Source organism: Actinacidiphila polyblastidii (assembly GCF_036353415.1).
GTDB classification, from domain to species: domain Bacteria; phylum Actinomycetota; class Actinomycetes; order Streptomycetales; family Streptomycetaceae; genus Actinacidiphila; species Actinacidiphila polyblastidii.
The window spans coordinates 35,709-53,596 of the sequence record NZ_JAZEWV010000044.1; the positions used below are offsets into that span (position 1 = coordinate 35,709).

Sequence of the window (17,888 nt, forward strand, 5' to 3'; positions counted from 1 at the left end):
ATCGGCTGCGGTCCGGTCAGGTGCACTCCGTGCCTGAGACGTGCTCCGGCGCTACGTGTCGCGCGTGTGGCCCTGCCGCTCCGCCAGTTCGAGCGAGCGAACCCGCCGCAGTCCCGCGGCCGCTGCGACGAGGATGGCGGCGCAGCTACCGCAGCAAGCGAAGCCGACGGTCATCAGGGCGTCGAGGCCGTGCTCGACGTCGATGTACACGGCTTGGGCGCCCACCGCCGCAGCGATGATCGTCTGCGTGCGCGAGGAGGACACCAACACCCAGTCCACGGGCCGCCACAGGGACCTGGTGCCGTTGCGCAGCCTGGCCCGTACGGCGCTCCGGTAGTAGCCCCGAATCTGGCGTCGAGCGAAGGCGGACGACACCTCCCGTGCGCCGGCCACATCGTCCAGGTACTCATTGAGGCGGTCTTCTCCTTGGCCGGCTAAGGCAGATGCCAGACGAACGACAGCCCGATCTCGTTCGGCGGGCTCCCATTCCTGATAGATGGCCACCCACAGCATGCCGATCACGAGGAGGACAATGCAGAAGGTGACGATCACGCCTCCGGCGAACGGCAGTTGATGTGACGACAAGGAGCACGAGCTCTCGTGGCGACCGGGGGCGGCCGGGCCTGCGGGGTGCGGGAGGCACAAGGGGGCACTCTGCCACGTCATGTTCCCTCCACGGGCCGGCGGGCGAAGAAGGGACTGCGTCGCTCCGCGCGTGCTCGCGGTGCGGCCTGAGCCTGAGCGTGCGCTCGTCCGGTTCCGGTGAGCTCGTAGTACTGGCGTGCCGGTCGTCCCGGGTGAGGGGTCGTCTCACTACGACGGGTGACCCAGCCGCGTTCGATGAGCCGGTCGAGGACGGGGTAGACCGTGCCGGAACCGAGATCGGCGTCCATGCAGATGGACAGGCCCCAGGCGGGGTGGTCGCTGGTCACGGTGAGGAGGACCTGCAGGACCGCGATCATGGGTTTGGAGAGGCGGATTGTCGGTGGCATACGACGAGTAGAGCATATGTCGAGTACGATAGTCGCGGAATGGGTGACACTTCCTCACATCCGCACCAGGCATCCTCCATCCGCGCACGCCGTCGGCACATCCGCCTCCACGGTCCGCCGTGCGACGCGAGGTCGTGAGTGATGCGGGAGCGGAGGCTCCGATCGGGGGCGGCGTCGGGTCTGTCCGCCTCCTGGGGCCCGGCCTCACCGAAGGCCGACCTGCACGAGAGCGGCTCCTCGCCGACTCCGGCGTCGCCTGGACCGCGCTGCGCGACGGCTCGGTCGTCCTCGCAGGGGACCGCGCCGTCGACGGCCCGGTCACCCTCATCGCCCGCCCGCCCGCCCGCCCGCCCGCCAGGCCGTGGCGTTCGACGACGTCGCCGCCCCGGCCTCGAAGAAGACCGGCCGAGACATCGCGCGCGTCACGCCGGACGACGAGGCGTGGATCGCGGCCGAGATCGCCGCCGGCACCCCCGGAAGCGATGCATTTCGCCGCCCGCGCGCACGGACCGGATCGTCGGCCCGACACGTGTCGGGTGTGGGCTCCGTGTGTGACGAGGCGGCCGAGGACGGGTAATGTGCCGACCTGTCCGGCGGGCCGTGTCCGCAGCCCGCGGCTGGACCGGGTTGGCCACCGTTCACGCTGCTGAGCCCCGCCCGGGACGAGTCGCCGCCCCGGGGCCCGCTCGCTTGCGATCGGCAGGCCCGTGCCGGCAACGGAACACATCCTGAGGAGACACATATGCGATGGGGCCTGGCCCTTCCGACCTTCGGCCCTGACGCCGGACCGGAGGGCATCCTCCGCGTCTGCCGTAGCGCGGAGGACCTGGGATACGACTCCCTGTGGACCGGCGACCGCGTCCTCGCCCCCCTGGCGCCCGCCGCGCCCTACCCGAGCGGCGACGGCACGATGCCACGGGCCTACGAGAACCACATGGACCCGCTGGTGGCGCTGACGTTCGCCGCGTCCCACACCAGCCGCGTGCACCTGGGCACGAGCACCCTGAACGGCCTGTGGCAGCCACCGATCATGCTGGCCCGGTCGCTGACCACCCTGGACCTGCTCAGCCGGGGACGCCTGATCGTGGGTCTCGGACTGGGGTGGATGCCCGACGAGTACACCGCGGTCTCGGTGCCCTGGAAAGGGCGGGGTGCGCGGCTCGACGAGACGCTGGACGTCCTGGAGGAGTACTGGGCGGGCGACGTTCTCGCACACAAGGGGCCGCTGTTCACGATCCCGGAGACCGTCGTGGGACTCAGGCCGCAGCAGCCGTCAGGACCTCCTGTCCTGCTCGCGGCGTTCACCCCCGGCGGCCTGCGGAGGATCGGACGGCGGCTCGGCGGCTGGCTGCCCGTGGCGATGCCGCTCGCGCCCCTCATGGACATGTGGGACACCGTCATCCAGGAGGCGGTGAAGGCCGAGCGGGACCCGGCCGGCCTCCGGATGGCGCTGCGCGTTAACCCCCGGCTGACCGCCACCAGGACCGGCCCCGGGCAGGTGCCGCAGTCGGGCACGCTGGCGCAGTACGTCGACTACGCGCGAGCCGCGGCCGAGGCGGGGGTGCACGAACTGTTCATGGACTTCGGTCAGACACCCGCCACTCTCGACGAGCGTGTCGACCTGGCCGGCCGCTTCCTGGAGGGCGTCCGCGCGGGCTGACGGCGCGGGCCCGCGCGCTTGGCCGCCGGTGTCTGCGCGACGGAGGCCGCCTACGGACAATCACCGCCTTGACCAGTGACACGTATGTCTGCGACCATTGCGTCACGCCCTGAGTTGGTGACGCTCGTGTGTGTCGCGGTGGCGAGGTTGTCCGGGATCAGCCGACCCAGAGGGGGAGCAGCCGTGGCCGCCGGCTGCACCGCCGTCTGACCGTCCTCCGGACCGCGGACGATCCTCCGTCCGTCGCGCGGTCCTGGTCCCGGTCGCCTGACGGACGACCGGGACCAGGATGGTGCGGAACGCCATGACCTCCCCTCCCGCCCCTCCCGCGGGCAGTTGCGGCGAGTCGGGCTTCGGACAGGCCGAGTCCGATCACTGTGGCGCCCTCGGCGCCGAGCCCCGCAGAGGTCACAGCCGGGGCGGAGCATGGAAGGTCCGCGCCGGGTAAGGCGGCCGTCGTGACGAGAACCGGGTTGGTGGCTTTGGCGGTGCTGGTGGCCCTCTGGGCCGCCGTCGCCGCGCTGTTCGTGTCCCCGTGGTGGTGGCTGGCCGCGGTCCCGCTGCTGGCGTTGGCCGCGCTCGGGGTGTGGGACCTGGCGCAGCGCCGCCATTCGGTGCTGCGCAACTATCCGGTGCTCGGCCACGCCCGCTACCTGATGGAGAAGATCCGTCCCGAGCTCCAGCAGTACTTCATCGAGCGCAACTTCGACGGGCGCCCCTTCGACCGGGCCACCCGCAGCATCGTCTACGAGCGGGCCAAGGGCACCGACGCGGAGGAGCCGTACGGCACCGAACGCGACGTGTACCGCCCGGGGCACGAGTTCCTGGTGCCCTCGATGGCCCCCAAGCCGGCGCCCGAGCAGCCGCCGCGGGTGCGGATCGGCGGCCCGGACTGCACCCGGCCCTACGACATGGCGCTGCTGAACGTCTCCGCGATGAGCTTCGGCTCCCTCTCGTCGAACGCGATCCTGGCCCTCAACAAGGGCGCCGCCGCGGGCGGCTTCGCGCACGACACCGGCGAGGGCGGCATGTCGGAGTACCACCTGCGGCCCGGCGGCGACCTGGTGTGGGAGATCGGCACCGGCTACTTCGGCTGCCGTACCGAGGACGGTGGCTTCGACCCGGGGGAGTTCGCCGACAAGGCGGCGCACGAGCAGGTCAAATGCGTGTCGCTCAAGCTGTCGCAGGGTGCCAAGCCCGGCATCGGCGGGGTGCTGCCGGGCGCGAAGGTCAACGCGGAGATCGCCCGGGTGCGGGACGTCCCGCAGGGCAAGACGGTCATCTCACCGCCCTACCACCAAGTCTTCAGCACGCCCCGGGAGCTCGTCCGCTTCATCGCCCGGATGCGCGAGCTGTCCGGCGGGAAGCCGGCCGGCTTCAAGCTGTGCGTGGGGTCGCGCAGCCAGTTCCTCGCGGTGTGCAAGGCGATGGTCGAGGAGGGCACCACCCCCGACTTCATCATCGTGGACGGCGCGGAGGGCGGCACCGGTGCGGCGCCGCTGGAGTTCGCCGACCACGTCGGCACCCCCCTCACCGAGGGCCTGACCACGGTGCACAACGCCCTGGTCGGAGCGGGCCTGCGGGACCGGATACGGATCGGCGCCAGCGGCAAGATCACCACCGGCTCCGACCTGGTCAAGCGGCTGGTGCAGGGCGCGGACTACGGCAACGCGGCCCGCGCGATGATGTTCGCCGTCGGGTGCATCCAGGCGCAGCGCTGCCACACCAACACCTGCCCCACCGGCGTCACCACCCAGGACCCGCGGCGCGCCCGGGCGCTGGACGTCGGCGACAAGTCCGAACGGGTCCGGCGGCTCCAGGAGGCGACCGTGGCCAGTGCCCTGCAGATCATGGCGTCCATGGGTGTCACCGACCCCGCGCAGCTGCGCCCGCATATGCTGCGGGAGCGCGTCGACCCCTACACCGTGCGGTCCTACGCCGACCTGTACGAGTGGCTTGCCCCGGGCGAGCTGCTCGCGGAGCCGCCGGCCTCCTGGGCGGCCGACTGGGAAGCCGCCGACCCCGACCGTTTCAGCGTCTGACCCCCGGCCCCCGTATCCCGCGCCCCCACGAACCGTACGCCCGTTTCATGAGAGTCCGTCCGAGCTGGAGGAACCCGTGTCCCGAACCGTTGCCCGCGTCATCGTGGACGCCCTGGGCGAACTCGGCGTGCGCCAGGTGTTCGGCGTCGTCGGCGACGCACTGAACCCGTTGACGGACGCCATCCGCACCACCGAGGGACTGGAGTGGGTGGGCTGCCGGCACGAGGAGGCCGCGGCCTTCGCCGCGAGCGCGCAGTCGCAGCTCACCGGCACCCTCGGGGTGTGCATGGGCACCGTCGGCCCCGGCTCGGTCCACCTGCTCAACGGCCTGTACGACGCGGCGAAGAGCCGGACGCCGGTGCTCGCCATCGCCGGGCAGGTCCCGCTGCCGGAGCTGGGCAGCGACTACTTCCAGGAGGTCGACAACGACGCCCTCTTCACCGACGTGGCGGTCTTCCGGGCGACGATCACCTCGCCCGAGCAGCTGCCGCTGCTGCTGGAGACCGCGGTCCGCAACGCGCTCGGCCGCAAGGGCGTCGCGGTCCTGACGGTGCCCGGCGACATCGGCGGCCAGGAACTGGCGGCGGACCGGCCCGCCCGTTTCTCCCTCACCGCGCCGACCACCCGGCCCGCCGAGGACGCCGTGCGGGAGGCCGCCGGACTGCTGGACCGCGCGGAGAAGATCACCCTGCTGGTCGGCAAGGGCGCGCGCGAGGCCCGGGCCGACGTCCTGGCGCTGGCCGACCGGCTGGCCGCGCCGATGGTGGTCACCCTGAAGGCCAAGGAGGGCTTCGAGGGCGACAACCCCTTCCAGGTCGGCCAGACCGGCCTCATCGGCAACCCGGCGGCCGCCGGCGCGCTGGACGACGCCGACACCCTCCTGATGCTGGGCACCGACTTCCCCTACCGCGACTGGTACCCGCAGGGCCGTACCGTCATCCAGGTGGACACCGAGCCGGCCCACATCGGCCGCCGGGTCCCGGTCGAGGTCGGGCTGGTCGGCGACGTCGGCCCGACCGTCCGCGACCTGCTGACGCAGCTGGCCGCGGGACCGGCCGGGAGCGCGGACGCCCGCGACCGGGGGCACCTGGAGAAGGCGGTGAAGCACTTCGCGTCCTGGCGCGAGGGACAGGCCCGGTTGACCGCCCCGGACCACGACAAGAGCCTGGTCGGGAAGATCCGCTCGGCGCTGGACAACCGCGAGCACGGCATCCGCCCCGAGGCGCTCGCCGCCGCGGTGGACCGCATCGCCGCCGAGGACGCCGTCTTCACCTCCGACACCGGCATGGCCACGGTCTGGCTGTCCCGCTTCGTGGAGATGCGCGGCTCCCGCAGGCTGATCGGCTCCTACAACCTCGGCTCGATGGCCAACGCCATGCCGCACGCCCTGGGCGCGCAGGCGCTGGACCGGGACCGCCAGGTGGTGGCCTTCTGCGGCGACGGCGGGCTGAGCATGCTGCTCGGCGACCTGATGACCCTCAAGACCCACCAGCTGCCGGTGCGGCTGGTGGTCTTCGACAACCGGCGGCTCGGCATGGTCAAGCTGGAGCAGGAGCAGGCGGGCCTGCCGGAGTTCGGCACCGTCCTGGACAACCCCGACTTCGCCGCGGTCGCCACCGCGCTGGGCCTGACCGGCATCCGCGTCACCGACCCGGCCGAACTCGAGACCTCGCTGCGGACGGCCTTCGCCACCCCGGGCCCGGTGCTGATCGACGTCCTCACCAATCCCGACGAGGTGGCCGTGCCGGCCAAGCCCACCGTCGAGCAGGGCTGGGGCTTCGCGGTCGCCAAGATGAAGGAGATCGTCCGCAGCCACGGCGACGACTCCGCCTGACCGCCGGGACCCGCCGACCGCCGGGACCCGCCGACCGCCCCGGACAGCCATGCGCCCAGGTCCCGACCGGGTTCCGCCCGGCGGTTGCCCGCGCGGGCACGGCGGGCGGGCCGCGCGGAGGTCTGCGATGCTGACGGCGTGACGTCCACGGAGCCGGGTCCGGTGGCGGTCGACCCGCCCAGGGGGTTGGACCGGTCGCCGCTGCTGACCCAGTGGTGGCTGGACCTGTCCTTCGTGCACTGGCCCGTCGCGCCGGAGACGGTCGCACCGCTGCTGCCCGCGGGCATCCGCCCGGACACCCTGCACGGGGTGACGTACGTCGGGCTGGTCGCCTTCCGGATGTACCGCGTCGGCTGGTTCCGGCTGCCGGGCGTCCCGTACCTCGGCACCTTCCCCGAGACCAACGTGCGGCTGTACTCGGTGGACGAGGCCGGCCGGCGCGGGGTCGTCTTCCGCTCGCTGGACGCCTCGCGCCTGGTCCCGGTGCTCGCCGGGCGCGCGCTGTTCCGGCTGCCCTATGTCTGGGCCCGGATGGCGGTACGGCGCAAGGACCGGCTCATCGCCTACCGCAGCGTCCGCCGCTGGCCGGGGCCGCGCGGCGCCCGCGCGAGCCTGACGCTGCGGATCGGGGAGCCGATCGCCGAGCCGACCGAGCTGGAGCACTTCCTCACCGCCCGCTGGGGCATGCACAACACCCTCCTCGGCCACCCGCTCTACGTGCCCAACGCCCACCCGCGCTGGCCGCTGCACCGCTGCGAGCTGCTGTCCCTGGACGAGGACCTTTTGGCCGCGGCCGGCCTCACCGGGCCGCTCGGGCCGCCGGTCAGCGTGCTGTACTCCCCAGGGGTGCCGGTCAGCTTCGGCCTGCCGCACCGCCCCGGCGGCATCCCCACGCCCTGAGGGCACCCACCGCGTCTCCAGGCGCTCGAAAGCCGCCGGGGGATCGGCGGCTGTACCGGGCGACTGCCGACCGCAGCAGATCACTGGCGCGCCGGACGACCCCGGGGGAGAGGAGTGCCGAGCCCGGCGCCGGCGGTGGCCGGTCGGTGTCATAGCCTGTCGTCATGACAGACGGTCATGGCGATCTCACGCGTCTCGCATCGGGCAAGTACGCCCTCATCACCACCTTCCGTCGGGATGGCAGAGAAGTCCCCACCCCGGTATGGGTGATCCGCGACGGCGACGCCCTCGGCATTTGGACGGTTGCCACCTCCGGCAAGGTCAAGCGGATCCGCAACCGCGCCGACGTCCTGGTGTCCTCCTGCGACATCCGGGGCAACGCCTCAGGCGAACCGGTCCCGGGAACGGCAGAGATCCTCAGCGTCGCGCAGACCCGGCACTACCGCGGTCTCCTGGGGCGCAAATACGGGATGGTCGGAAGGCTCACCCTCCTGGGCAGCCGCCTGCGGCGCGGTGCGAACGGCACGGTCGGCATCCGGATCACCCTGCACTGATCGGGCAGCGGCTCCGGCGGCGGCGAATGCCGGGACCGGTCCGCGCCGGACCGGACACCGCCGTCACCGTGCCGACGGCCCGCTGACGAGGGGGCCGGGGCCACCTCGTCGGGGCGCCCTCGGGACGGCGGCAGTTCGTGCCGCACGAGCTCGCCCGAGGGGTTCCCGTACGGTCAGCTGCGGCGGAAGGCCACCGGGTACCCGTCGTTGTTGGTCAGGGGGATACTGACGATCAGGCCGTCGGGTCCGCGGACGACGTACTGTGCGTGGCCGGCGACGAGGGAGGCGGGGGCCTGGAAGCGGCCGACGTCCTTGCCGGTGTCGGGGTCCTGCGGCACGATCTCGGCCAGGGTCCGGTGGCCGGCGACGGGCCGCGGTGTTTGTGGATGGGGGACGTCGGGGTCCTGGAGGGCCGTGGCGCCGCCGTCCCGGCCGGGGAGCGCGTTCTTGCCGTGCAGCGCGTCGAAGCCGAGGTAGGACTTGGCGTCCGGGTCCTCCCCGGACAGCGTGCCGATACCGTCGGCGGAGAGCTTCCCGGACGCCGCGCTGAAGTACATCTCGGTGACGTTCCACGCCGCTTTCCCGTCGGACCAGTTGTAGGCGGTGGGTCCCATGTCCGTCACCCGGATCAGCCATCGGGGGGTCGACCAGACCGCGAGCACACGATCGTATTCGCCGTAGCTCTCGTGCACCGCCCACACCTGCGTGAGCAGGCCCGTCCGGGTGCCGGAGGCATCCGACCGCCGCCACGTCACCGCCCCGGCGGCTGCCGCGCACAGCAGCACCGCCATGGCGATCACGGCGCCACGCGTCCTCGCCCGGCGCGGCACGATCGCACCACCCCTTCCCATCCGAGCCCTTTCCGCCTCACGGACCCGAAGGCCCCTTTTCAGCCCAGACCGCCGACAGGGGGCCGGGGTTGTGCTCGCGGTGGTGGTCGGGGAGGACGAGCCTGACACCGGCGGCCTGTCCGCGGCCGATCCCGGCCGCCCGGCGACGGCAGGCACGCGCGGCCCGGCAATGGTGGAGAAGCTCTTCGGCGACCTCGTCGTCACGATGAGCGGCATGAAGAGACGACAGGCTCCGGGAGCCTTCGCCACCGCCGCGACCACCGCGCCCCTGTCAGCGCTCGGCCTGCCGGAAACCCGCAGGCCGGCGGGTACGGCCGGGGCATCGAGCGCGTCCCGCGAGAACACGGCGTGATGCGGGGCCGCGACGGCTGCGCACCGGGGCACGCCAGTTCCGCCTGGAAACGCCAGGACGAACGGACGTCTACCAGGCGGTAGGACCGAATAGGGCGTGGAGGGCTGATAGGCGTGCCGCCTCCCGCCGGGGCCGGGCGGCGCGCGACTCCTCCGGTCGGCTTGAAGGCGCCGGCCGGAGGCCGAAGAACCCGTCCGACGATCTGATAGCAGCGGACTCCCACCTGCTCCGACAGAAGAGGTACCGACATGTCAGCATCGACCATCCCGGCCGCGTCGCCGATCAGAGCCAGGCGCGGGCTGTGGGGACGCCAACTCGACCGGTACCCCGGAAACGGGGCCCGGGCGCTCTATCTGGGCATCGTCGTGGTCAGCACGGTGACCTTGTACTACGAGCTCTTCGTGCAGAACGCGGTGTCGACGCAGATCGCCACGAAGCTGCACATGTCCTTCGCGTACTTCATCGCCGTGATCGTGATCGGCTACGGGCTCGGCGCGGTGGGATCGGTCGTCGCCGGGCTCGCGGACCGCTGGGGTCGCGCGAACCTGGTGGTCTACGGGTTGGCGCTGACCGGAGGACTGGTGCTGTTCGCGCTGCCGCACGCGCACACCAAGCTGACGTACCTGGTGCTGTTCGGCCTGGTCAGCATCGTCGAGGGCGTCGTCCTGGTGGCCAGCCCGGCGCTGGTGCGGGACTTCTCGCCGCAGGTCGGCCGGGCCTCGGCGATGGGCATGTGGACGCTGGGCCCGGTGGTCGGCTCGCTGCTGGTGACCGAGGTCTCCAGCAACACCCTCACCTCGCACCCCGACTGGCAGTACCAGTTCCGGTTCTGCGGCGTCGTGGGTCTGGCGGTGTTCGTGATCGCGTTCCTGGGCCTGCGGGAACTGGCGCCGCAGCTGCGCGACCAGCTGATGGTCAACCTGCGGGACCAGGCCGTGGTCGAGGCGCGGGCCCGCGGCGTCGACCCGGACCGGGAGGCGGACGGCCGGTGGCGGCAGGCGCTGCGGACCGACGTGATCGGACCGGCGTTCGGGATCGGCGCCTTCCTGCTGTTCTTCTACATGGCCGTCGGCTTGTTCGTGGTCTTCTACACCACCACCTTCGGCTACAGTCTGGCCCGCGCCAACGCCCTGGGTAACTGGTACTGGGGCCTGCAGGCCGTCGCCCTGATCATCGCCGGCTTCCTGTCCGACCGGCTGCGCGTGCGCAAACCGTTCATGGTGGTCGGCGCAGCCGTCAGCGCCGTCGGCGTGGCGCTGTTCGCCCAGGCCACCACGCACGCCGACACCGGCTACTACCACTTCGCCTGGATCATCGCGGTCATCTCGATCGGCAGCGCGATCGCCCTCTCGGCGTGGATGGCCGCGTTCACCGAGACCGTGGAGCGGCACAGCCCGGCGGCCACCGCCGCCGGCCTGGCAGTCTGGGGCGCGATGCTGCGCGTCATCGTCGTGGCGACACTGGGCTCGGTGAGCCTCGCGATTCCGGCCGCCGCAACCCTGGTGGACCACGGACCGCAGATCAAAGCCGCGGTGGCGGGCCAGGACCCGAGCCTGAGCGCGTCGCAGAACGCGATCGTCAAAGCGGTGGCGGCGGACCCGGCCATCGCGGTCAGGGCGCAGACGCTCGCCGCCAAGGACGCCTCCGAGATCGCGACCGCCGCACGGCTCACGCCGGCCGTCTCCGCCGCCCTGATCGCGAACCCGAACGACCAGGTGGCGCGGGCCACGGCGCTGAGCCAGGTGTCAGGCAAACCGGTCCTCGAAATCGCTCGGGTGATGACGCTGAGCACGCGCTACAAGGCGCAGCTCGCCACCGCCGCCACCCTCGACCCGGCCACCCAGGCCGCGTTGGCCACCGGCGCCACCGACCCCGGCACCCTGGGCAAGGCCGTCGGCGAGATAGCGGCCGGGCTGCACGTACCGGTCGCCACCGCGACCGCGGACCTGCAAGCCCTCGCGCACGTGCCGCCGACCGACCTGGCCCTTCTGCGCACCGACGGTCCCGTGCTCCAGCAGGCGCTCGCGAAACTCACCGCGCTGGGCACCGTCCCGCCGGCCGATCTCACGTTCCTCAACACCTACGGTCGCGGCCTGAAGGACCCCGCGGTGGCCTCCGCACTGGCCTACCTGCAGAAGGAAGGACCGGTGGTGCAGAAAGCGACCAAGGACAGCCCGGCGCAATGGCGGCGCTGGTGGTGGCTCTGCTTCATCGGCCAACTGGTCTTCCTGCCGACCATCTGGCTGCTCGCCGGACGCTGGTCCCCGGCCAAGGCCCGCGCCGACGCCGTCGCGCACAACAGCGCGGTCGCCCGCGAACTCGCGGCCCTGGCGGCTGAACGAGCGGGCGACCAGCAGGCCCGCTGAGCCCCTCTGGGTGGACCTCCGCTGCTGTAAGAATATGGTTCTGTCTCTTCCTCACGGATGACGCCCCTATGCCCGGAGGTTCACCGCCATGCCGCACATAGAGTTGGGCAACGACCAGCCCGGAATCCGCTCGCTGTTCTTCTTCCGCCCCGAGACCGCAGGGCCGCTGTGCGACCTGGTCGAGGTCCTCCTGCGCGCGCCGAGCACGTTGCAGCGCTGGGAGCGTGAGCTGATCGCGACCCGGGTCTCCGGACTCAACGAGTGCCGTTACTGCACGACCACCCACGCCGCCTTCGCCTGCGCGCAGCTCCCGGAGGACGTGAAGCTGGACCTGGTCCGCGCCGACGTCATCGCCGATCCCGGCATCGTCGGCGCGGACATCCTCGCGGCACCGATCAGCGACAAGCTGCGGGCGCTGCTGGCGATCGCCGAAGCCGTGCAGCGCAGCGGACGAGACGTGACCCCCGAACTCGTCGAGCAGGCACGCGCGCAGGGGGCGACGGACGTCGAGCTGCACGACACGGTGCTGATCGCAGCGGCGTTCTGCATGTACAACCGCTACGTCGACGGGCTGGACACCATCGCGCCGCAGGACCCGGAGAACTATACGAAGCGCGCCGAGGCGTTGGCCCAGGACGGCTACCTGCCGATCGTCGACGCGGCGTTGGCCCACCAGGCCGCCGCGCGAGGCTGACGCTCCACGGGGACCTTGCCCCGCTGCCCGGCAGCACGGCTGCCGCGTCGAGGTTCGGGCCGTCGAGAACAGCGTCGGCCCGAACCTCGGAACGCCCCCGCGAGGACTCCCCGCCCTCCTGGGTCAATGGCGGGGACTGCGGTCCCGGGCACGATCGAGCGTGATGCCCTCAGTCACACCCGCGCGACGTACGACGCTGCTGCCCCCTTCGTCTCGCCCGCAAGGCGCCGACGAAGGACACCAGTTCGCCCACCTGACCAACCGGCCGCGGAGAGCCGTCTCCGGGACCGGCTCACCGGATCAGGAGGTCGTCCGCTGCGAGGTGGGGATCGATGAGCACCTTGGCGTGGGCCTCGGGGTCGGCCAGGGCGGTGAACGCGCGCTCGACCCCGGCGAGCCCGACGTGGCCGGTGACGAGCGCAGAGGCGTCGAGAGTGCCGTCGGCGAGGGCGTGCAACGTGTCGCGGAACTCCAGAGGCGTGTACCCCACGACGAAGCGGAGGTCGAGTTCCTTGTTGACCGCGAGGGAGGGGCGGATCGTGTCGGCGCCCATGCAGACTCCGACGACGACGACGCGCGAGTGCAGGGGGGCCTCGGCGAGGATGCCGTCGAGCATGCCGGGCGTGCCGACGCACTCGAAGACGACAGGGCGCTTCGGACGGGTGGCGCCGACCGTGTCCAGTGTGCGCCAGGTGGTCCACCAGGGCAGCGGAAGCCGGTCCATGCCTTCCAGGGCGTCGATGCCGGCGTTGTACTCGTCGGGCATCGTGGTCATGAAGCCCCTCCCGGTGGACGCGTGCCAGGGGGAGTCGACGCCGGGGTCCACCACGACATCGGCGCCGCACCGCGTCGCGAGCGCGCGGCGGCCCGCGGAGTAGTCGCTGGCGATCACGGTGCCGATCCCGCGGCGTTTGAGCACGGCGATGACGGCGAGACCGACCGGCCCGCAGCCCAGGACGATCGCGACGTCCTTGCGGGTCACCTCGGCGCGGCCGACGGCATGCCAGGCCACCGCCATGGGCTCGGTGAGGGCAGCGGTGTCCGCGTCGAGGCCGCCCGGCACCGCGAGCGTCAAGGACTCCTGGACGACGACGTGTTCGGCGTACCCTCCCGGCGCGTGGGCCGACAGGCCGATGCCGTCGACCTGACGCCCGCGCCGCACCAGCGGCACGGTGACGACCGGGGTTCCGGGCGTGAACCGCTCGGCGCCCCACGGCCCGCGGTCGACGACCTCCCCGTATATCTCGTGGCCGAGCACCACGCTCTGGTCGGAGCGGAGGTAGCGCGGGTAGCCGCACAGCCGCAGGGCGTCGGCCAGTTCGTCGGCGTGGTGGCGGGCGTGCAGGTCCGAGCCGCAGATCCCGCACCTGCGGACCTCGACGAGCAGCTGGCCGGGGCCGGGGCGCGGGGTCGGCAGGTCGACGAGCTCCAGGTGCCCGCCGGTGAGCGCGACGGCCTTCACGAGGCGTCCGCGGTCGCGACGGGCCCCTGGTCCGCCGGAACCGGCCGGGTGGCCAGACGGTAGGAGCCGGGTTTCCACCGGACGGCCTGGCGGCGGTACCTGAACGTCCAGTCGGGGTAGAGCGTGGCGTTGCGCCCGTTCGCGTCCTGGTAGAAGGTGCGGCAGCCGCCGGTCTCCCACACGGTGGTCGCCAGCTTCTTGTCGAGCCGGGCGTTGTAGGCGTCGTGCACCTGCTGGTCCACCTCGATGGAGGTCGCGCCGGAGAGGTCCAGTGCGCGGACGGCGTTCTTCACGTGCTCCACCTGCGCTTCGATCATGAAGACCATCGAGCTGTGCCCGAGGCCGGAGTTGGGGCCGAGGAACATGAAGAAGTTCGGGAAGCCGGGCACGGACACGCCGAGGTAGGCGCGAGGCGAACCCGCCCACACCTCGCTCAGCAGCTCGCCGTCACGACCGCGCACCTTGTCCGCGAACGGGATGTCGGTGACGTGGAAGCCGGTGCCGAAGACGATGGTGTCGACCTCGCGTTCGACGCCGTCGGCGTCGATCACGCTGCGCTCGCGGATCTCGCGCAGCGCCTTGGGGACGAGTTCGACGTTCGGCTTCTGCAGCGCCGGATACCACCTGTTGGACGGCACGATGCGCTTGCAGCCGAGGGTGAAGTCCGGGGTGAGGGCCCGGCGTAGTGCGGGGTCCGCGACCTGGTGCTCCAGGTGTCTGCGTGCGACGGCCTCCAGCAGCCGCATCAGCCGCGGCTGCTTGGCGAAGCCGAGCACGAGCAGCTCCTTGGCCGCGTAGGCCTTCGCGCGCTCGATCCGCTGCCGTCCCGGCCGGGCGCGGAAGCGCGCCCGCTCGGCGTCGGTGATCGGCCGGTTGTCGTGCGGGGTGATCCAGGGGGCGCTGCGCTGGAAGACGTAGAGCCGTCCGGTGCGGTCGGCGATCTCCGGAACGTACTGGATGGCCGAGGCGCCCGTGCCGATCGACGCGACCCGCTCACCGGTCAGGTCGTGGTCGTGGTCCCACCGCGCCGAGTGCATGACCTTGCCCCGGAACCGGTCGATGCCGGGGACGTCGGGCAGCCTGGGTTCGGTGAGCGGGCCCACCGCGCTCACCAGGATCCGCGCCGTCCACGGCCCCTGGCTGGTCGCGACGTGCCAGAGCTGGTCCTCCTCGTCCCAGCGCGCCTCCTCGACCCCGATGCCGGTGCGCAGGTGCGGGGCCAGCTTGAAGCGGTCGACGCAGCGCCGCAGGTAGGCGTGGATCTCGGCCTGCGGCGAGTAGGTCGCGGACCAGTCCGGGTTCGGTGCGAAGGAGAAGGAGTACAGGTGTGACGGCACGTCGCACCTGCATCCGGGATACGTGTTCGCGTGCCACACGCCGCCGACGTCCGACGCGCGCTCGAGGATGACGAAGTCGGTGAATCGCGAGCTGAGGAGGGCGTGCCCCAGGCCGATGCCGGAGAAGCCGCCGCCGACGATGAGCACCTGTGCGTGGTGTGCCATGGGTCAGGCCTCCCGCGCGAGTCGGTCCAGCGCGCGTTCCACCGCCGCCTGGTGGGCCTCGGCGTCCTCACGTGCCCGGCGGGGGCTCCACCGGCCCCGCATGAGGAACACGAACCCCAGGAAGGCGACCTGTCCGCCCGTGCAGACCAGCCACCAGGCGCGCCACTGTCCAGGCCCGTCCTCGGCGGCCCGGGCCACCTGCCGGCCATGGTGCTGCAGGACGTCCAGTTCGGGCTGCGCCTTCTGGACCAGGGCGAGGTCGGCCGGACCGACCTCCCGTACGGCGCGGGCGGCGAGCGCGGCCGGCGTCCGGCCGGGCGGGTAGTGGGACAGTTCGGCGAACAGGGCCGGGTGCGCGTTGACGACGGCGAGCGCGGGTCCGGCCTTGACCTGAGCGGCCTGTACCTCCTGGCCGTGCTCGACGAGCGGGGTCACCGAGGTGACGGCCAGGGGCAGGAACGCCGCGGACACCGCGACCACCCCGCGCAGGATCCAGCCCCACACGGCCAGCCCGGTGGCGGTGGCGGCGGGATCGCGCCGCTCCACGGTCTCGGTGAAGGCCGCCATCCACGGCGCGTAGGCCAGGCCGCTGCACACGCCCAGGGCCACGAACAGCCAGGCGAAGGTGTAGTAGCCGGTATGGGGATGGGTGGCCAGCGAGGCGAAGACGGCGGTGCAGGCCACCGAGCCCACGCCGCCCAGCAGCATCAGCGGCTTGCGCACCCGCAGCCGGTCGGAGAGGACCCCGGCGGCGATCAGGGCCACGGCGCTGGCCGCCCAGTACCAGTTCCCGAGCGCGTTGGCGCGCTGCTCGCTGTAGCCGAAGACCGCGGAGTAGTACACCACCAGGTTGCCGACGGCCGCGTAGTACAGCAGCAGGTAGAGGCTGATGCCGACGGCGGGGCCGACGACGTCCAGGCGCAGCACGCGGCGCCAGTGGCCGCCCGGAGCCACCCCGGAGGGGATGTCGCGGGCGCGCGCCTCGACCAGGGCGCGGTCCCGCAGGCTCACCATCACCTGGTCGCGCAGCCGGGGCGAGAGCTCGCGCAGTCCGGCCAGGGCGACGACGCAGACGACGAGCGCGGTGACACCCGCGTAGCGCAGTTCGTCCTGCCAAGCGGCCGTGTCAAGGGTCGCGCTGGTGACGGTGGTGACGACCAGGCTCCCCACCACCGGGCCCATGGTCCACGAGCCCATGGCGGTGGCCCGGCCGACCTGCGGGGAGAAGTCCCGGATGAGCGCGGGAGTGGCGACCAGGACGATGCCCTCGACGAAGTACAGGGCGCAGAACAGCAGCAGGTAGCTGGTCTTGTCCGGGGCACTGGGCAGGAACAGCACCAGGACCGCGGCCGCCAGCAGGCCGTACACGACCATGTTGGCGCGGCCCCACCTGTCGGCCAGCCCCGCCACGAGCGAGGCGAAGGCTCCTACGGCGTTCCCGGCGACCGACAGCATGACGAAGTACCGGAACGACATGTCGTAGTGCGCCATGATCGACGTCGCGACGGCGTACTGGACGTAGAGCAGGTAGTACAGGACGACGGTCGTGAGGATCACGATGGCCAGGTACGTGTAGCGGCGGGCGGGGGCCGGATAGTCGGGTAGATCGCGGTGCCACATGCGGGCCAGCGGCCCGGGCGCGTCGCCGGCGGCGACGAGGGACTGGACGGACATCGAGGTGCTCCTGTCGGTGCGGGTGTCGCGGGCAGGCGACCGCCCGGTTCGGAAAGGGCAGGGCGCGGGTGTGTCGGGGCATGGCTGCCTGGCCGGTCCTCGAGGCGGGTGACATCGGCCGAGCAGCCAGGCACACCACGCTGACCAGGCGCGAAGTGTCTTGATGGCAAGCAGTATGTGACGCACGACCGGTCGGCACAAGATTCTGGAACGAACGCGTTCTTCTTTTTCGCCGACAGTGCGGCGCGAGACGGCTAGGGTCGGAGACGCACAGGCGCGAGTGGAGAGGCACAGGGAGCACAGGTGGTCGAGCAGACCCGGACCGGACCCCCGAGGGGCGCCGTGTACGGCGGCCAGTCACGTGAGGAGCGGGCCGCCGACCGGCGGGCCCGCATCAGTCAGGCGGCCCTCGAACTCTTCGCCGCCCGCGCCTACGAGGACGTGACGGTCGCGGAGGTCTGCGATCGTGCGAAGGTCTCCAAGCGCTACTTCTACGAGCACTTCAGCGACCGCGAGGACCTGCTGCTCGCCGTGCACCGGCAGCAGAACGACTGGTTGCTCGCCGGGGCGGCCGCCGCCGCGCCGCCGGACCCGGAGGACCTCGACGCACTGCTGCGGCCGATCATGACAACCGTGGTGACCATGCTCACGGAGCATCCCGACTCCGCCCACGTCATCTACATCAACGCCCCGCGCATGGAAGTACGCCGCCGTGGCGTCCAGCACAGGAACGCGGAGCTGCTGGGCCGGCTGGTCAGCCGGTCCGTACCGCTGCCCCGGGACCGGATGCGCCACGAGCGGATGCTGCTCGCCGTCGTCGCCGGCGTCACCGAAGTGATCATCGACTGGCTGGAGCGCGGCATGGAGGAGGAGTCCGCTGCGCTCGCCGACCATCTGACGGCCTTCGCCACCGCGACGCTCTCGGCGAGCACGCTGTAGGCGTGTCCTTCCCGCGACCAGGCCTCACGATGCCCGGTCCCGGGGGGGGGGCGGGGGGTGGCCCCC

At 72.0% G+C, this 17,888-nt stretch carries 16 protein-coding genes; 10 read left to right on the forward strand and 6 right to left on the reverse strand.

What is annotated here, in order from left to right; all coding sequences use genetic code 11:
• Positions 1-51: 51 nt before the first annotated feature.
• Together V2S66_RS30885 and V2S66_RS30890 are read right to left on the reverse strand one after the other, a co-directional pair.
• Positions 52-552 (reverse strand): hypothetical protein, encoded by a 501-nt coding sequence (locus V2S66_RS30885; RefSeq protein ID WP_330800053.1) that lies wholly within the window; start codon positions 550-552, stop codon positions 52-54.
• Positions 553-662: 110 nt separating this feature from the next.
• The gene (locus tag V2S66_RS30890) at positions 663-992 is read right to left on the reverse strand and encodes a PadR family transcriptional regulator (protein ID WP_330800054.1); all 330 of its coding nucleotides are present in this window, start codon (positions 990-992) and stop codon (positions 663-665) included.
• Between the two features lie 361 nt (positions 993-1,353).
• On the opposite strand from V2S66_RS30890, the gene V2S66_RS30895 reads away from it, so the two are divergent.
• From V2S66_RS30895 to V2S66_RS30920, 6 genes are all read left to right on the forward strand, one after another.
• Positions 1,354-1,569: a hypothetical protein gene (locus V2S66_RS30895; RefSeq protein ID WP_330800055.1), complete on the forward strand. Its 216-nt coding sequence runs from the start codon at positions 1,354-1,356 to the stop codon at positions 1,567-1,569.
• A 165-nt stretch (positions 1,570-1,734) separates the two neighbouring features.
• A complete protein-coding gene (locus V2S66_RS30900) occupies positions 1,735-2,652 on the forward strand; it encodes a TIGR03619 family F420-dependent LLM class oxidoreductase (protein WP_330800056.1) in 918 nt (305 codons plus the stop codon).
• A gap of 458 nt (positions 2,653-3,110) precedes the next feature.
• Positions 3,111-4,694 (forward strand): FMN-binding glutamate synthase family protein, encoded by a 1,584-nt coding sequence (locus tag V2S66_RS30905; protein ID WP_330800057.1) that lies wholly within the window; start codon positions 3,111-3,113, stop codon positions 4,692-4,694.
• A gap of 76 nt (positions 4,695-4,770) precedes the next feature.
• Positions 4,771-6,528 carry a thiamine pyrophosphate-dependent enzyme gene (locus tag V2S66_RS30910; RefSeq protein ID WP_330800058.1) on the forward strand — a complete coding sequence of 586 codons (1,758 nt, stop codon included), beginning with the start codon at positions 4,771-4,773 and terminating at the stop codon, positions 6,526-6,528.
• Between the two features lie 138 nt (positions 6,529-6,666).
• On the forward strand, positions 6,667-7,428 hold the full coding sequence (locus V2S66_RS30915; protein ID WP_330800059.1) for a YqjF family protein: 762 nt from the start codon (positions 6,667-6,669) through the stop codon (positions 7,426-7,428).
• 164 nt (positions 7,429-7,592) lie between these two features.
• Entirely contained in the window at positions 7,593-7,982 is a 390-nt protein-coding gene (locus V2S66_RS30920; RefSeq protein ID WP_330800060.1) for a PPOX class F420-dependent oxidoreductase, read from the forward strand.
• Between the two features lie 173 nt (positions 7,983-8,155).
• Here V2S66_RS30920 and V2S66_RS30925 read toward each other — a convergent pair whose 3' ends face one another.
• Entirely contained in the window at positions 8,156-8,782 is a 627-nt protein-coding gene (locus V2S66_RS30925) for a hypothetical protein (protein ID WP_330800061.1), read from the reverse strand.
• Positions 8,783-8,903: 121 nt separating this feature from the next.
• On the opposite strand from V2S66_RS30925, the gene V2S66_RS30930 reads away from it, so the two are divergent.
• From V2S66_RS30930 to V2S66_RS30940, 3 genes are all read left to right on the forward strand, one after another.
• On the forward strand, positions 8,904-9,185 hold the full coding sequence (locus V2S66_RS30930; protein ID WP_330800062.1) for a hypothetical protein: 282 nt from the start codon (positions 8,904-8,906) through the stop codon (positions 9,183-9,185).
• A 248-nt stretch (positions 9,186-9,433) separates the two neighbouring features.
• Positions 9,434-11,551: an MFS transporter gene (locus tag V2S66_RS30935; RefSeq protein ID WP_330800063.1), complete on the forward strand. Its 2,118-nt coding sequence runs from the start codon at positions 9,434-9,436 to the stop codon at positions 11,549-11,551.
• Between the two features lie 88 nt (positions 11,552-11,639).
• On the forward strand, positions 11,640-12,245 hold the full coding sequence (locus V2S66_RS30940; protein WP_330800064.1) for a carboxymuconolactone decarboxylase family protein: 606 nt from the start codon (positions 11,640-11,642) through the stop codon (positions 12,243-12,245).
• Positions 12,246-12,537: 292 nt separating this feature from the next.
• On the opposite strand, the gene V2S66_RS30945 is transcribed toward V2S66_RS30940, so the two are convergent.
• Genes V2S66_RS30945 through V2S66_RS30955 form a run of 3 tightly spaced genes read right to left on the reverse strand, consistent with a single transcriptional unit; the run spans position 12,538 to position 16,883 of the window.
• A complete protein-coding gene (locus V2S66_RS30945) occupies positions 12,538-13,707 on the reverse strand; it encodes a zinc-binding dehydrogenase (RefSeq protein ID WP_330800065.1) in 1,170 nt (389 codons plus the stop codon).
• Complete coding sequence (locus V2S66_RS30950) at positions 13,704-15,209, reverse strand: flavin-containing monooxygenase (protein WP_330800066.1); 1,506 nt, start codon at positions 15,207-15,209, stop codon at positions 13,704-13,706. Before V2S66_RS30950 ends, V2S66_RS30945 begins: the two co-directional genes overlap by 4 nt.
• A gap of 3 nt (positions 15,210-15,212) precedes the next feature.
• Entirely contained in the window at positions 15,213-16,883 is a 1,671-nt protein-coding gene (locus V2S66_RS30955; protein WP_330800067.1) for an MFS transporter, read from the reverse strand.
• A 303-nt stretch (positions 16,884-17,186) separates the two neighbouring features.
• Between V2S66_RS30955 and V2S66_RS30960 the strand changes: the two genes are divergently transcribed.
• Positions 17,187-17,822, forward strand: coding sequence for a TetR/AcrR family transcriptional regulator (locus V2S66_RS30960; protein ID WP_330800068.1), 636 nt, complete (start codon positions 17,187-17,189; stop codon positions 17,820-17,822).
• Positions 17,823-17,888: the final 66 nt, after the last annotated feature.